The organism is Chryseobacterium sp. CS3K3.1, assembly GCF_059515165.1.
This window is the reverse complement of sequence record NZ_JCAKRV010000005.1, coordinates 214,460-230,789: the sequence shown is the minus strand read 5'-3', so window position 1 is coordinate 230,789 and position 16,330 is coordinate 214,460. Positions and strand designations below refer to the sequence as shown.

At 37.3% G+C, this 16,330-nt stretch carries 13 protein-coding genes; 6 read left to right on the top strand and 7 right to left on the bottom strand.

What is annotated here, in order from left to right:
- Positions 1-446: 446 nt before the first annotated feature.
- Entirely contained in the window at positions 447-3,314 is a 2,868-nt protein-coding gene (locus AC5YGI_RS07400; protein WP_330745466.1) for a M16 family metallopeptidase, read from the top strand.
- Positions 3,315-3,448: 134 nt separating this feature from the next.
- On the opposite strand, the gene AC5YGI_RS07395 is transcribed toward AC5YGI_RS07400, so the two are convergent.
- From AC5YGI_RS07395 to AC5YGI_RS07385, 3 genes are all read right to left on the bottom strand, one after another.
- Positions 3,449-4,525: a GNAT family N-acetyltransferase gene (locus AC5YGI_RS07395; protein ID WP_330745465.1), complete on the bottom strand. Its 1,077-nt coding sequence runs from the start codon at positions 4,523-4,525 to the stop codon at positions 3,449-3,451.
- On the bottom strand, positions 4,522-5,520 hold the full coding sequence (locus AC5YGI_RS07390) for a polysaccharide deacetylase family protein (RefSeq protein WP_496167906.1): 999 nt from the start codon (positions 5,518-5,520) through the stop codon (positions 4,522-4,524). Before AC5YGI_RS07390 ends, AC5YGI_RS07395 begins: the two co-directional genes overlap by 4 nt.
- Positions 5,521-5,591: 71 nt before the next feature.
- Positions 5,592-7,730: a S46 family peptidase gene (locus tag AC5YGI_RS07385; protein WP_330745463.1), complete on the bottom strand. Its 2,139-nt coding sequence runs from the start codon at positions 7,728-7,730 to the stop codon at positions 5,592-5,594.
- A 290-nt stretch (positions 7,731-8,020) separates the two neighbouring features.
- Here AC5YGI_RS07385 and AC5YGI_RS07380 point away from each other — a divergent pair, with 290 nt between their 5' ends.
- Complete coding sequence (locus AC5YGI_RS07380) at positions 8,021-8,506, top strand: copper resistance protein NlpE (protein ID WP_496167905.1); 486 nt, start codon at positions 8,021-8,023, stop codon at positions 8,504-8,506.
- A 41-nt stretch (positions 8,507-8,547) separates the two neighbouring features.
- Here the strand turns inward: AC5YGI_RS07380 and AC5YGI_RS07375 are convergent, their stop codons facing one another.
- Positions 8,548-9,195 carry an MgtC/SapB family protein gene (locus tag AC5YGI_RS07375; RefSeq protein WP_446106582.1) on the bottom strand — a complete coding sequence of 216 codons (648 nt, stop codon included), beginning with the start codon at positions 9,193-9,195 and terminating at the stop codon, positions 8,548-8,550.
- Positions 9,196-9,404: 209 nt separating this feature from the next.
- Between AC5YGI_RS07375 and AC5YGI_RS07370 the strand changes: the two genes are divergently transcribed.
- From AC5YGI_RS07370 to AC5YGI_RS07355, 4 genes are all read left to right on the top strand, one after another.
- Complete coding sequence (locus AC5YGI_RS07370; RefSeq protein ID WP_496167904.1) at positions 9,405-9,803, top strand: immunity 22 family protein; 399 nt, start codon at positions 9,405-9,407, stop codon at positions 9,801-9,803.
- 138 nt (positions 9,804-9,941) lie between these two features.
- Entirely contained in the window at positions 9,942-10,676 is a 735-nt protein-coding gene (locus AC5YGI_RS07365; protein WP_330745459.1) for a protein phosphatase 2C domain-containing protein, read from the top strand.
- 18 nt (positions 10,677-10,694) lie between these two features.
- A complete protein-coding gene (locus AC5YGI_RS07360; protein ID WP_330745458.1) occupies positions 10,695-11,150 on the top strand; it encodes a hypothetical protein in 456 nt (151 codons plus the stop codon).
- Positions 11,151-11,161: 11 nt separating this feature from the next.
- Positions 11,162-11,872, top strand: coding sequence for a hypothetical protein (locus AC5YGI_RS07355; protein ID WP_496167903.1), 711 nt, complete (start codon positions 11,162-11,164; stop codon positions 11,870-11,872).
- Between the two features lie 77 nt (positions 11,873-11,949).
- On the opposite strand, the gene polA is transcribed toward AC5YGI_RS07355, so the two are convergent.
- The 3 genes from polA to tssD (AC5YGI_RS07340) all read right to left on the bottom strand — a co-directional run bounded on the left by polA (position 11,950) and on the right by tssD (AC5YGI_RS07340) (position 16,231).
- Positions 11,950-14,784: a DNA polymerase I gene (gene polA, locus AC5YGI_RS07350; RefSeq protein WP_330745456.1), complete on the bottom strand. Its 2,835-nt coding sequence runs from the start codon at positions 14,782-14,784 to the stop codon at positions 11,950-11,952.
- 253 nt (positions 14,785-15,037) lie between these two features.
- Complete coding sequence (gene tssD / locus AC5YGI_RS07345) at positions 15,038-15,451, bottom strand: type VI secretion system tube protein TssD (protein ID WP_062675327.1); 414 nt, start codon at positions 15,449-15,451, stop codon at positions 15,038-15,040.
- Between the two features lie 366 nt (positions 15,452-15,817).
- Positions 15,818-16,231, bottom strand: coding sequence for a type VI secretion system tube protein TssD (tssD, locus tag AC5YGI_RS07340; RefSeq protein WP_053328223.1), 414 nt, complete (start codon positions 16,229-16,231; stop codon positions 15,818-15,820).
- Between the last annotated feature and the right edge of the window lie 99 nt (positions 16,232-16,330).

Sequence of the window (16,330 nt, the reverse complement as noted above, 5' to 3'; positions counted from 1 at the left end):
CACCCGAAACTCGCAACTCAATAACCCGAAACCCGAAACACAATAACCCGAACCTCATCACTCATCATTCACGACTCCTATCCTAGCCCTGATAGAAATGGTTACTCCGCAGCTTGCGTCGGAGGATGGCGGGTTTTAGGTGTGGGGCCCTTCGGCTTCGCTCAGGGTGAGAGCGTTGGAGTGCGTGGGCGCGAGGAGTATGAATGGATAGCAGGAAATAGCTCCTTATAAAGTTCGAGAGTTGGAGGGTTGGAGAGTGAAAAAGTTTAAGGGTATTGGATGAAGAATTAAAAAGCTTATTCCTTTCTGCATAGCTGATTCTTGCTTATAATTCACTTTTTCAACCGCAGCAATAGATGTAATAATGATAAAAAAGGATCAACATTTTTTTTGAATCCTTACATTTGTAGTCCATTCCGGTTTCTAAGGAATGAAATGAGTTTTATATGACAGACAGAAAATATAAGGAAACGGTACATACAGATAAAAACCAATACGAATATATTACGGTAGCCCATGACGAAAATAACGTCAGAATCTATACTTTGAACAATGGATTAAAGGTTTTTCTTGCTCAGAATTTTGATGCTCCGAGAATACAGACCTTCATTCCGGTAAGAACAGGAAGTAATAATGACCCGGCTGATAATACGGGGCTGGCTCATTATCTTGAGCATATGATGTTTAAAGGGACTTCAAAAATCGGAACTCAGAACTGGGAAAAGGAAAAAGAACTTCTTGATCAGATCTCGGCTTTATATGAAGAACATAAAGCGGAACAGAATCCTGAAAAGAAAAGGGAAATCTACAAGAAGATCGATGAAGTTTCCCAGGAAGCCAGCCAATATGCCATTGCCAATGAATATGATAAAGCGATTTCTTCTCTGGGAGCCAGTGGTACCAATGCGCATACCTGGTTTGATGAAACGGTTTACAAAAACAATATTCCGAATAACGAACTTGAAAAATGGCTGAAAATAGAGAAGGAAAGGTTCTCTGAAATTGTACTTCGTCTTTTCCATACTGAGCTGGAATCGGTATATGAGGAGTTCAACAGAGCGCAGGACAATGACACAAGACTTGTGAACTACGAACTGATGGATGCTCTTTTCCCGACTCATCCCAACGGGCAGCAAACAACACTGGGAAAACCGGAACACCTGAAGAATCCATCGATGAAGGCTATTCATAAATATTTTGATGAATATTATGTTCCTAATAATTATGCTATGGTACTGGTTGGGGATCTTGACTTCGATGAGACAATCCAATTAATTGATCAGTATTTCGGGACTCTACCTTATAAGGAGCTTCCTAAAAAGACAGCCATTACTGAACAGCCTATTACAGAAGTTGTAGTCAGAACGGTAAAAAGCCCTACTACTCCACGTACTCAGCTTGCATGGAGAACGGATAGCTATGGAACAAGAGAAGCAATGCTGGCTGATGTGGTTGCGAATATTCTCAGCAACAGAGGGGAAGCCGGATTATTGGATCTACACATTAACCAGACTCAGAAGATGCTTTGGGCTCAGGCTTTTTCTGTAGGATTAAGACAGTATGGATATTTTTCTATTGTTGCTGTTCCTAAGGAAACACAAACTCTGGAGGAAGCCAGGAATATGGTACTGGATGAAATTGAGCTGATCAAGAAAGGAGATTTTCCGGACTGGATGCTGCCAGCCATCATCAATGATTTCAAACTGCAGAGAATGAAAGGTCTTGAAACTGCCGAAGGTCTCGCCACCAATCTTTACGATTCTTATATCAAAGGAAGAACCTGGGAAGAGGAACTGAATGAAATGGATGAGTATGCTTCTTTCACCAAAGATGACGTAGTGAATTTTGCCAATGAGTTTTTCAAGGAAAACTATGTGGTTGTGAATAAAGAAAAAGGGGTAAACGACAAACTGATCAGGGTTGAGAATCCAGGAATCACTCCTGTTAAGATCAACCGTGATACGCAGTCAGAGTTTTTGAAAGAGATTTTAGCGGATAAAACTGAGGATATTAAGCCTGAATTCATTGATTATCAAAAAGAAATCGTTACAGATCAGCTTAACGGAAAGAAATTAAGTTTCGTAAAGAATAAATACAACGATATTGCTCAGGTACATTTCATTTTCTCTTTTGGAAGTGATCATGACAGAGATTTAGGGGTTTCAACTCAGCTTCTTCAGTATTTGGGAACTGATACCCTTTCGCCGGAGGATTTAAAAAAGGAGTTTTTCAAAATCGGAATCAGCAATGATTTTAAAACAACGAACAATCAGCTGACCATTTCGCTGAGCGGACTGGAAGAGAATATAGAAAAAGGAATTGCCCTTCTGCAGCATTGGATGCGAGATGTGCAGCCTGATCAGGAAATCTATAATCAGTTTGTGGGAACAGTACTGGAAAACCGTCAGGCCATGAAGAAGGATAAAAACCGGATTATAACAGCCCTGAACAATTATACAAAGCTGGGCAGCAACTCACGTTTTACGGATGTTATTTCTAAGGAAGAGCTTGAAAACAGCAGTGCGGAAGTTTTTACAGACAGAATGAAAAAGCTTTTCCAATATCCTTATCAGGTATTTTTCTATGGTAAAAATTTTGAAACCTTTACAAAATACATCGGTGGGTACATAGAACCTGAAAGCCTTCAGATACCGGAAGCCAAACTGTATCCGGAACCGGCAACGGGAGGAAACGTCTATTTCATCAACTATGATATGGTTCAGATGGAAATGAGCAAGATTGGTAAAGGAAACGAGGTGAACCCGCTTCATTTTGGAAAGATCAATGTTTTCAATGAATATTTCGGAAGAGGATTATCTTCCATTGTTTTCCAGGAGATGCGGGAAAGTAAAAGTCTTGCCTACTCTGCTTATGTTTCTTATGCCGCGAACTCTGAACTGAACCATCCTGATTATGTGACCACCTATATCGGAACCCAGCCTGACAAGCTGATGATCGCGGTGGATACCCTGAATGAACTGATGAACGAGCTTCCGGAAGTCCCTATTCAGTTTGAGAATGCCAGAAATGCAGCACTGAAACAGATTGCTTCAACAAGGGTTACCCGAAACAATATATTTTTCAATACCTTAAGACTGCAGAAATTAAATATCTATCATGATTTCAGAAAAGATATTTATGAACAGATCCAGCAGCTTGCATTTGAGGATATCAAGCATTTTTATCAGACAGAAGTCAAATCAATACATTTTAACACCGCTATTATCGGCAAAAAAGAGAATCTTGATATGGAAGCTGTTAATAAAATGGGAATATTTAAAGAAGTAAGTCTGAAAGATATTTTTGGACATTAAAAACAAACCGCCCGATAGAAATATCAGGCGGTTTGTTTTTTTAAATGATAAATGATAGATGATAATTGATAATTGATGAATGATCATTTCATAACTCATGACTCACAATTTATAATTTATAATTCATCATTGCTTTACGTCATCATACAGTCTCCGTCTCCATCCTGGTAATGGGGATTAAAATTTTTCGGAAGAAGTTCCAATAGGTCTTTATGGAAGAGATATTCTCTGTGAAAATCCCGCTGGTAGATAAGAGAAAATACCTTTGACTGTTGTATGGCCTCGTTTAATTGGGTTTGATAACTAGTAAATGCTTTTATTTTATTCGAAACAATGAAATAATTTAAAAACTGAATTACCTCATCTAAATCAGTATTCGAAAAGAGGTAAGGAATTTTAAGATACCCGTCACGAAGCTGTAACAGCAGACAAGCTTTAAGCTTACTATTCTGATCAAAAATCTTGATCCAGAAATAGGTAAAAGTATCTGCAAAACTTGAAAAAAAATACCTTTCATCTTTTTTGCCTTCCAAAACCCAGGGATAATTGATAAAAGTATTGATTTCATCTGCATTACGCATCCCGGGAAACCTGTTCATAAAATCTGTACTTTCTTTGTCGATGTGATCCAGAACTTCATATTTAAAATCTGGTTTTGGTGCGGCCAGGTTCTTTATTGAGATCACTCCATTGGCGGCAGCATCCAGAATTTGAAAAAGAGGTTTCAACGGTTGTGTTCCCGGTTTCTTTTCAGGAATCATTTTAGCGGCATCGGTTCTGAAGTAGTAGCGTTTGCCTTCTTTGGGAAAGCCATATTCAAAAACACCCATAATATTGTAGAGTGCTTCTGCTTCTTTGGTAAATTCTGTAATGGCAATCCGGCCTTCGTATTCTTCAAAAACTTTTTTCAGCAATGCTTTCGCCGGTCTTTTTTTTCTGTATTCCGGGTTTACATACAGGGTACTGAGCCAGGCATAGCGGATTTCTTTTCCATCAATGATAAAACAATCCGGAAAACATCCCACATAACCGATTAGTTTTTCTTCATAAAAAGCAAGAATAAGAAGTGTATCTTCGTCTGCTGCTTTTGGATTCTGAATATGAGACAGCGCACGGTGTCTGGTAACCGGAAGGAAATCATACTGCCGGAAAGCTCCGGAGGATATAAAATCTTCCAGTTCTTTTCTATTGAATGTTTTCAGCGCTATCATTTTCTCACAATCGTATTTTTATTCATCAGGCTTTTCAATCTGAAGTAAGCTGTTTCTTTTTTCAATATCTGTGCTCCGCTCTCTCCCACTTCCATTGGAATTCTTTGAAAGTTTCTCTTCACACTGTCCAGTTTTATACCGGCACACCCAAAGCTGCAGTAGATCTCTTCATTTTTATAAAGTTCATCAAAAAAATCTTTCTTTACTTCAAAATCGGTAAAAGGGAATGCAAAACTTTCGTACAAAAAGCCATTTTCTTTTAAATAGGCAAAAGTTCTGTTGGTTGTTGCCATTTGTTCTTTCAAAGACAGATCACCATATTTGGGATGATCCCAGCTGTGCGAAGAAATTCCAAAACCTTTACGGGTCAGTTCCTGTAATTCTTCTGTATTTAAGTAAGGTTGATATTGTTTTGAATAGGCTTTAAAATCTACCTCAAGTTTTTCAGCAAGCTGATCCAGAATATCTTTTTCCTGATAATTTATGGATAAAATTTTCTTTTGTAAAATCCTTCTATCCATATTTTTCAACGAAAGGATAAAATAAATTTCGGGATCTATGGTTTTTATTTTTTCAGCAGCATCCGCAAGAAGGCTTGCCTTGCACCTGAACATCATCTCTTTATTATCTATGAAAGCCGGATTGATAAAATTACAGGCATATATTCCTTTTCGTTCCAGAATGGGAACCGCAATATCATAAAACTCTCTGAAACCATCATCAAAAGTTAAAAGGGCAATTTTTTTTGAAGGTTTAAAACTTCCGGCCCTATAATCCTTAAACTCCTGCCAGTTCACAAACTGAAAATTACTGGCCATGTGATCCAGATCGTCTTCAAACTGCTGAGTCGTTTTATAACGGATCACATGTTTTAAATGAGGAAGTTCTTTATCGGAAACACTGTGATAAAGCGGCAGACAATAGTCCAGCGGAAATGATTTTCCGATATTTCCAGTTTCAAAAGCTGCCAAAACATTGATGATCCTTTCTTTCATCCTATTGTAAATAAAAAAGAATCTATTCAAAATTAAATTCAAATAGATTCTTAAAGGTATAACTTTTAAAATTATTTTATGATCTTCATTTCATCAACAATCCACTTTGAGTCTGCGAACTTATCAATGATGAAAAGAATATATTTTGTATCTACCATGATGTTTCTGCTGAAACGCGGGTCATAATTGATATCACTCATTGTTCCTTCCCACTGTCTGTCGAAATTCAATCCGACAAGGTTTCCGTTAGCATCAAGAGCCGGGCTTCCCGAGTTTCCTCCGGTTGTATGGTTGGTAGCAGTGAATCCTACCGGAACATCACCTGTTTTATCTTTATAGATTCCGAAATCTTTTTTGTTGTAAAGATCAATCAGTTTCTTTGGAACATCAAATTCATAATCTCCCGGAACGTATTTTTCCATTACCCCTGCAAGGTGAGTCTGGTATCCGTAAGAAACGGCATCTCTAGGAGTAGAACCTTTTACTTTACCGTAAGTTACACGAAGTGTTGAGTTGGCATCCGGGAAGAATTTTCTGTCTTTATCCGTCTGCATCTGCTGCGCCATGAATTTTTTCTGCAAAGCATCAATTTTTGCCTGCATTGAGGTATATTGCGGATCTGCAGTTTTCATATAGGTTTCCTTCATAGAAACATATAATTGATAAATAGGGTCTTTCTTTAAAGTCCTGATCAGTTTATCCTGATTAGAAAATGCTTTATCAATATCAGCAGTTAAAGTTCCTCCGTTTACGGCAGTTCTTCCTGTAATGACAGAGTTTTTAGACATATCTTCTACAACAGGAATATTAGCGTTCTCATCTTTATATTTGCTGAATCCTGCCGGTAAAAACTGAGGTGCCGTTTTATTAACGTACAAAGCCAATAGTTTTGCAGTTACTTTTGCATCAAGCTCAGCACTGTAATCTTTATAGAAAGAAGTTAATTTCGTTTTCAGCTTTGAAAGTTCTTTTTCATCCATTCTTCCCGCTTCTACAGACGCAACGAAGTCGTAATAATCGCCAGCTAATTTCAAAGTCTCCGCATTTTTGATTACTTCTGTATAGTAAGCGTTGTTTAGTGCATAAGGAGCCTGATCGTTGTACAGTTTATTCAGCTGATCCAAAGTATTTTTGATCTCAGGATTTTTAGCGACCAAAGAACCTTCATACATTACTTTCTTTTCTACAGCATTGGATTTTTTCAATCCCTCTACTTCACCGATCCATTTTTTCCAGTAGTTGGCTACTGAAGCATATTTTGAAGCATATTTGATACGGGTTTCATTGTCAACACGCATTTTTTCGTCCAACGTTTTCAGAGCCACATCACGTACCGCAATTCTTGCAGGGTCAATATCTTTCATAATCTTCTCTACAGCGATTGCAGGAAGGTATTCTGTAGTTCTTCCCGGGAATCCGAAAACAAAAGTAAAATCGTTCTCGTTTTTATCTTTGATAGAAACCGGTAAATAGTGCTTTGGAACGTAAGGCACATTGTCTTTTGAATATTCTGCAGGTTTGTTGTTCTTGTCTGCATAAATTCTGAACATCGAGAAATCTCCGGTGTGTCTCGGCCAAACCCAGTTGTCTGTATCGCTTCCGAATTTACCGATGCTTTGAGGAGGAGCTCCTACAAGACGGATATCTTTATATGTTTCGATGGTGTAAGCATAGTATTTGTTTCCATAATACATCGGCTTTACCATGATCGACTGGTAAGATTCAATTTTCTGAGAGTTTTTATACACCTCAATATTGTTATTGATCCTTTTAGTAAGTTCAGGTTCTGTAAGATTGTCCGTACCTTCTAATATCGGATCAGTAACTTCTTTTATATCTACAATAAAATCTACTTTTACTCCCGGGTTAGGAAGTTCACCTTCTGTATTTTTTGCCCAGAATCCGTTTGAAAGAAGATCATTCTGAACGGTAGAGTGTGCCTGAATCTGCCCAAAACCACAGTGATGGTTCGTTAAAAGCAATCCTTTAGGCGAAATAATTTCTGCAGTACATCCGCCGTTAAACTGTACAACCGCATCTTTAATGCTTGGTTTCTGAGGGTTGAAAATATCTTTTGCAGAAATCTTCATTCCTAAATCCTTCATTTCCTTTTCATTCAGCTCTGTAGGAATCCACATTCCTCCATATTGTTGCGCAAATGCCATTGCAGCTGGCAAAAGAAATACAGATAAAAGTATCTTTTTTGTCATAATCAAAATTTTGCCCCAATTTACAAAGAAAAATATGAACAGGCTTTATAAAACGGGCGGAAAAGTTACTAAGAGTTCGTTTTTGAAAATAGAGATCGTCAATGGTGAAGCTTGCTTCGCAAGTGAATGAGGAATTTTTATAATCAAAAATAATTAAATTCATTAAAAATTGACAAGCGAAGCGAATTGACTATTCACTATTCATTCAAACATTCTATCCCTTCCCTCTGGCTCAATTTTTGTTGATTGGAAGTAACTTTATTGTTAAAAACATCCTTAAATTAATTATTATGATGAAAAGTAAAATGCTCATGTTGGGAATGGCATCAGCTCTGTTCCTTGCTTCATGTTCTAAAAAAGAAACCACTGAAACAACAGCGACTACAGATTCTGCTACGGCTGTACAACCTATTGCTGCAGACAGCATCACTAAAGCTACTCCTACAGCTGCTGGTGATACGTCTGAAAATGCTCTTGACTGGGCCGGAACTTATGAAGCAACAGTTCCTTGCGCAGACTGTCCGGGAATAAAGACATCTTTAACATTAAATGATGATAAAACATTCAGTATCACCGAGGAATATCTTGAGAGAAATTCAAAAAATCAGGATAAAGGCACTTTTGAATGGGATGCTACAGGAAGCATGATTACTTTAAAAGGGAAAACAGCCCAATATAAATATAAAGTGGGTGAGAATATGTTGATCCAACTGGATATGGAAGGAAAAGAGATCGATGGTCCCAACAAAGATCTTTATGTATTTAAGAAAAAATAAAAGTAAAGGCTTCGGCCTTTATTTTTTTGCTCTTTTACCCTCTAAAACTGATACGCTTTAATTTTCGGATCATTCACCAGACGTCCGATAACTTCCTCATGATGGCTATTTTTTCCGGTAAGCCTCCATATGATGGTAAAGCTTTCCTGAGAATACTGCTGTTTAAGCATCTGATATCTTAAGTTATTTTCTTTGAATATATTTTCACAATATTTAATATCCTGAGAGTCTGTTACGGCAATTTTGTATTCCCTTACTTTATTATAATTATCAATAAAATTCTGGAGATAAGTAAGGGCACTTAAAATAAGTAATACCAACGTAGTTCCCAACAATGCAATATAAACATAGCCGGAACCTACAGCCATTCCAATAGAAGCAGTTGCCCAGATAGTGGTTGCTGTGGTAATTCCTTCAATCTTATTATCACCTTTGAAAATGACTCCTGCCCCCAGAAATCCGATTCCTGTAATAATATTGGCGGCAAGACGATCCGGATTGTCTACACCTATTTTTATAGAAAGTATGGTAAACAGGCAGGCACCAAAACATACGAGAATAAAGGTCCTGAGACCGGCCGACTTATTACGGTATTCACGTTCAGCACCAATGAACAGTCCTAGAATAACTGAAATAAGGATCAGCAGCAATTCATTTTTAATAATATAATGGTCCTGAAGAAAATCCATCTTTTATAATTTAAACTGAGAATAAATTTACAATAAATACTATTAAGGAACTATCTTTGCTGAGGAGATTTTGCGTTGCAGACCAAAAATTTGTTTCACGAAAAACTTTTGTAATGTTACATTTTAATTGCGGAAATTTCCTTGTATAAAAGGGATATTCATCAACGCGGGAAAATGTCACTTAAAAAAAATAATACTTATATACTATTATGGATAAAGAAATTTCACACTTCTGGTTAGGATATTTCAAGAGTGAAGAAGACTTTTACAACTTTGTAGAAGAGGATGAAAATTACTATATAGAGGAAGAAACTGATGATCAGTATGTTTCCAGATTCGCAGAATCACAGGGCATCAAATGGTTTGATGATGATTTTATAGAATATGGTTTTGAGGATGAAAGCCTTAGTCTTTATGATAAGTTTGCAGAGTATTCTTATGCTGACCAATGGCTTCCGGTTCTGGAAAATAAATTAAACGAACTCAGTTTGGATACTCCTGTGAATGCTATTATTTTCGCCACAAGATTTGTTATTCCTAATCCTGTTTCTGTAGAAAATGATGATTTTTCACTGCATTATGTGGGAGAAATAGGATACGATATTTAATAACCAAAGCAAAACTGCTTTCTCAACACCGGCAACAAGTGATTTCATGATACGTGTGATTACTTGTTGCTATTTTTATATCTATAATGAGGATGAAATAAGGTTACATTTAAAAAAATAAATCTATTTTAGCATGTAATGAATTTATATTCTACTCTACAAATCGGAGATTATCATATTAACCATTGTGAAGACGATCTCCTCATCAAAAAAATCAGTTCTGATAAGATTGTTTGTGCTGTGATGGATGGGTGTTCCACAGCTATGGACAGTCATTTTGCATCAACACTTACTGGAAAGATTTTACGTAAAATAATTATTGAAAACGGTTACAAGGCATTATATGAAAAAGGCAGTGAGCACAGTCTGGAAAAAGAGCTTAAAGAAATCATAAAAGGTTTATTCAATGAACTCAAATTTGTAAAAAATCATCTGATGCTGGACGAAAAAGAGTTGTTATCTACTCTTATAATCCTGATTTATGACATCACAAAGGACAAAGGATTCATCCTAGCTATTGGTGATGGAGTTGTCTGTGTCAATGGAAATATCACAGAATTTGACCGTAATAATAAACCGGACTATTTAGCTTATCATCTCCATGAAGACTTTGAAGAATGGTATCCCCGTCAGTCTCAGAAATTATTTTTTGATGATCTGAATGATGTTTCCATTGCTACTGATGGTATTTTGAGCTTTTCAAAAATTAAAAAAACGAATTCTGAAGAAATGATCAATTTTGCTGAATATTTAATGATAGACCGTCAGAATATCGACACTGAAGAAATGCTTAACAGGAAACTAAAGCAGTTGGAGCATCAATACGGAGTAAAACCCACAGATGATTTAGCTATTGTAAGAATGATAAAATAATTCAGATATTTGAACATCATGAAAGAATTCAAACTTAATCAGTTCTACTCTTTTCTGAAGAGATGGCTTATTATTACCATCTTTATTTCAGTGGTTACATTCTTACAATTTTACTGGTCAATGGGAACCCTTTCAGAACGTGTTTCAAGCGGCTGTATAGACTGTTCATTTTTTGAAGATGCGGTGTATATATCCCTTATAGCCGGTGGGTTCTTATCAATTGTCTTTTCTCTGCTTTTCTTTGTTAAAAAGATTGTCTTCAAGGCTTCAGTCGAATTCCTATTCCTGATCTTTGTCTGGTTATTTTGGAACTACACCCTATTTGTAGACAGGGAATCTTCCTGGAGTACTTACGACTTCAATTCGGAAATCCAATATACAGTTTCACTTTCCTTTCTTCCTGTTACCGTACTGGGATGTTTGTGTGTTGTAATTTTACATTATCAGGAAATAAAAGCTAGATTTGTATCTTAAAAAACAAACCATTGAAAAAAATCATTTCTACTTTATTTTTTGCTTCTTTAATTGCTTATTCATGTAACAAAACCAAAACACAGGCTCCGAAAAACTCTTCGGCCATTATAAAAAAGGATACGGCACCAGTTCAGAAGGAGCAGTCGACAGCAGGAAAACAAGTCTCAGATTTTGTATCCAGTCAATATGAAATTCAATACGAAACCGAAGGTGATCTCAACCAGGACGGACTTCCTGATAAAGCTTTGGTTCTTAGAAAAAAAGACGACACTTTAGCACAGAGAACTATGATAGTCCTTCTAAAGAATACTGACAAAACATACCGGTTATTTAAAAGTTCTGAAACCGTTCTTCCCGATGAATACAATGAATCTGGCTATAAAATACACGATCCTGAAGACATCAGCATTGAAAAAGGAATATTGAATATCAATCTTTATGATATCGGACCTTATGGTAATCAGTTCAGTAAATTCAAATATGTGAATGACAACCTGATTCTTACCTATGTCGAAACGTATAATATGGGTGCGGGTTCCCACTCTGCCCTCTATTATGAGCCTATGAAAGGTAAAGTAACACTGGAAACGGTAAATACCATGGTAGAAGAAATGCCATCAGAAACTAAAAAAGTACAAGTAAAAAAAGAAAGATTTTTATTTGAAAATGTTTCTCCTGATGATGTTGTCACCAATGTTTACAATTCTGTAGAACAAGAGTAAGCTGTCCAGTTCTAGCAAAATAAAACTTCCGCCTACGAAAGACGGAAGTTTTTTATTTAAGGTATAATTTTCAGTATTTAATGTGCTTCCAGCCAGTTATCTCCTACTCCAATCTCTACCAATAAAGGAACCTGTGTTTTCAGGGCACTTTCCATTTCAGTTTTGATCAGTTTTGAAGCGGCATCAATCTCGTCTATCGGAGATTCAAACACAAGTTCATCATGTACCTGTAGAAGCATTTTTGTTGTAAGCTGCTGCTCTTCAAGCTCTCTGGCAATTTTGATCATGGCAATTTTAACAATATCGGCAGCACTTCCCTGAACCGGTGCGTTTACCGCATTTCTTTCTGCATGACCTCTTACCACGAAATTGTTGGAATTGATATCTTTCAGATGGCGCTTTCTTCCCAATATGGTTTCCACATATCCCACCTGGCGTGCTTTGCTCACCTGCTCAGCCATGTACTCCTTCAGTTTCGGATACGTTTCGAAATATGCCTCGATCATTTGTTTGGCTTCTGTACGGGACAATCCGGTTTGTTCTGCCAAAGCAAAAGCTCCTTGTCCGTAGATAATTCCAAAGTTTACAGTTTTAGCCTGGCTTCTCTGGGTTTTGGATACCTCAGCCAAAGGAATTTTAAAGAGTTTTGCCGCTGTGGAAGCGTGGATATCTTCTCCATCCTGGAAGGCTTTGATCATATTATCTTCTCCTGAGATTTCAGCAATTAAACGAAGTTCAATCTGTGAATAATCGGCAGAAATAATCTTCTTTCCTTCTCCGGAAACAAAAGCTCCACGGATCTGCTGTCCTCTCACCGTTCGGATCGGAATATTCTGCAGGTTGGGGTTTACACTCGCCAAACGGCCTGTAGCCGCTGTAGTCTGTGAGAAGTTGGTGTGTACTCTGTTATCTTTTTTCTCGATCTGTGAAGGCAGAGCGTCTACATAGGTTGATTTTAATTTCTGATACGTTCTGTATTCCAGGATGTGTTTGATGATTTCATGTTTTGAATTCAGCTTCTGAAGCACATCTTCTGATGTTGCATATTGCCCTGTTTTTGTTTTCTTCGCTTTTGGATCGAGCTGTAATTTTTCAAACAGAATCTCTCCCAGCTGCTTCGGTGAATTCATATTGAATTCTTCTCCTGAAAGTTCAAAAATCTTTGTTTCAAGCTGTTTCAGATCATTCTCAAGGTCAACACTTTCCTGCGCCAGCCATTTTTCATCCAGAGAAATTCCTGCAAGTTCCATTTTTGCCAGTACTTCCATCAGAGGCATTTCAATGGTAAAGAAAAGCTCTTCCAGGTTCTCCTTTTTCAGCTGTGGTGCGAATAGCTCATACAACTGGAAAGTTACATCTGCATCTTCTGCTGCATAATCTGTTTGTGTTCTCAGATCAGCATCTCTGAAATTCCCCTGTTTTTTTCCTTTTTTTCCGATAATGGTTTCAATGGATACTGGTTTATAGTTCAGATATACTTCTGAGAGATAATCCATCCCGTGTCTTCCGTCCGGGTTCAGGAGGTAATGGGCGATCATGGTATCAAACATGGCGCCTTTCACGGTGATGTCGTATTGTTTTAAAACTTTGTAATCAAATTTAAGGTTGTGCGCTACTTTCAGCAGGTCTTCTTTTTCGAAAAACGGTCTGAAAATCTCCAGGGTCTGCAACACTTCTTCTCTGTTTTCAGAGAGAGGAATGTAGTAGGCAAGTCCTTTTTTATAAGAGAAACTCATTCCAACCAGTTCTGCTTCCAGTTCGTTTAATGATGTCGTTTCAGTATCGAAACACACCACTTTCTGCTGCAGCAGGTTGTCAACGAGCTTTTTCTGTGCCTTCGGATTATTGATAAACTGATAAAGATGATCATTATTCTCAATCGTAGACTTTGTAGAAGTAGCCTGTTCCAGTTCCTCAAAATTGGCAAAAAGGTCAAGCTGCATCACCTGCCCTTTTACTTCAGTTCCGGCCGGAGTCTGTTTTACTTCTACTTCACTTACAACCACTGTTTCTACAGCTGCAGGAGCGAAAGCCCTGTAAAGGTTTTCGTATAGTCTTCTGAATTCTATTTCGTCAAAGACCTCTTTTACTTTTTCAAAATCCGGAGTTTCCAGGTCATATTGTTCCTGATGGAATTCTACAGGAGCATCACAGATGATGGTTGCCAGTTTTTTAGACATAATACCACGTTCTGCGGAAGCTTCTACTTTTTCTTTCAGTTTTCCTTTCAGTTTATCTGTATTGGCTAATAAATTTTCAATGCTGCCGAATTCTTTCAGGAATTTCATGGCAGTTTTCTCTCCTACTCCTTCCAATCCAGGAATATTATCTACGGCATCTCCCATCATGGCAAGGAAATCGATCACCTGCTTAGGATCATCAATCTCATATTTTGCCTTTACTTCTTCTACTCCTAAAATTTCAATGTCGCCGCCTTTTAAACCTGGCTTATAAATTTTAATTTTATCCGTAACCAGCTGTGCAAAATCTTTATCAGGTGTCACCATGAAGGTGGTGTATCCTTCTTTTTCGGCTTTGCATGCAATAGTTCCAATGACATCATCGGCTTCATATCCTTCCACCCCAAGAATCGGGATGTGCATTGCTTCCAGAATTTTGTGGATATATGGAATCGCAATTTTGATTGCTTCGGGAGTTTCGCTTCTGTTGGCTTTATATTCTGAGAAATCATCAGTTCTTACACTGGCCTGTCCAACATCAAAAACTACTGCCAGGTGTGTTGGTTTTTCTCTTCTGATCAATTCGATGAGAGAATTGGTAAAACCGAAGATGGCAGAAGTATCCAGACCTTTGCTGGTGAGTCTCGGATTCCTGATTAATGCGTAATATCCTCTGAAAATCATCGCATAAGCATCGATGAGAAACAGCCTTTTATCTTGTGTTGCGTCCATATTTTGAATAATGAACAAATATAAGAAAATAGGAGTAAAAGTTGATAGTTTGAGGAAGGGTTTCGGGATGCGAGGTTCGGGATTGCGGGGTTTCGGGATAGGGAGAATGCTTATTAGCAATAAGAGTTTGAGAAATTGTTTTATTTCATCTTATTTCTAAGTTCTCCTTATTTGGTGGTTCTCTTTATACAAAACAAAACAAAACAGCATACCCGAAGGCATACTGTTTCTTTTTTTATTTAAGTTTATGGGATTATTTACCTGAAGAAGGCCATAGTCCTGCGTACTGAGAAGTACCGTAGTCAATGGTTTCAGCACTTACTACGAAGCTGATCAGCATACTGTTGCTGTCTACTGCATCGAAATCTACTTCGTGCTGGATTACGTATCCGTTCTCCCATTTCAAAGTGATCAGTGTTCCTTCTTCGTGAGATTTGTTGAAAGTGATCTCTCCTACTGTCGGTTTGTATTTACCGTTCAGTAAGCTTTCAAGGATGTCTGATTTTTCAGTAGCTTCTACTGTCACCTTGATTAATGCATTGGAAGGATCTGATGCTACACGTCCTGAAACGTCTGTAGATCTTGATACGCTGTAGTTCATTTTTAACAGTTTCTGTCCTTCTCCGTTGTTGAATTTTAAGATTCCTCTTGAGTTTCTTTCTGCCATGATTGTAAATTTTAATCGTTAGTAATAAATTGTAATTCAATAATTATATAACAAAGATAAAGCCCCTGATTTTGAAAAAAAAGCAATTGAAAGGAAATCTGAAAAAGTGTAGTAATTGTACGATTTGATGTCGTAGTTCTACGATTTCTTGTCGTAATTCTACGACATTAGATTTAAAAATGGAAGATAAATACCTTATAACAAATACATTAAGGACAGAAATAGAAAATTTATTATTACACCTTCAAGAGATTTATTATTTTGATATGATTTTAAAAATTCTGATCCTGCTAAATAAAAAACAGAACAGCGTCTCTTGTCCGCTGTTCTGTACCAATTTTATTTTTACTAAGATGATGAATAGGCTTATTTGCCTGCTGAAGGCCATAGTCCTGCGTACTGGGAAGTACCGTAGTCGATGGTTTCAGCACTTACCACGAAGCTGATCAGCATACTGTTGCTGTCAATAGCATCGAAGTCTACTTCGTGCTGGATTACGTATCCGTTTTCCCATTTCAAAGTGATCAGTGTTCCTTCTTCGTGAGATTTGTTGAAAGTGATCTCTCCTACTGTCGGTTTGTATTTACCGTTCAGTAAGCTTTCAAGGATGTCTGATTTTTCAGTAGCTTCTACTGTCACCTTGATTAATGCATTAGAAGGATCTGATGCTACACGTCCTGAAACGTCTGTAGATCTTGATACGCTGTAGTTCATTTTTAACAGCTTTTGTCCTTCTCCGTTGTTGAATTTTAAGATTCCTCTTGAATTTCTTTCGGCCATGATTGTAAATTTTAATCGTTAATATTGTTATTCAGTGATTGTGTTAGCAAATATAGAAGCTCTTTACGGCTTAAAAAAAAATTTAAATATAAATCTGAA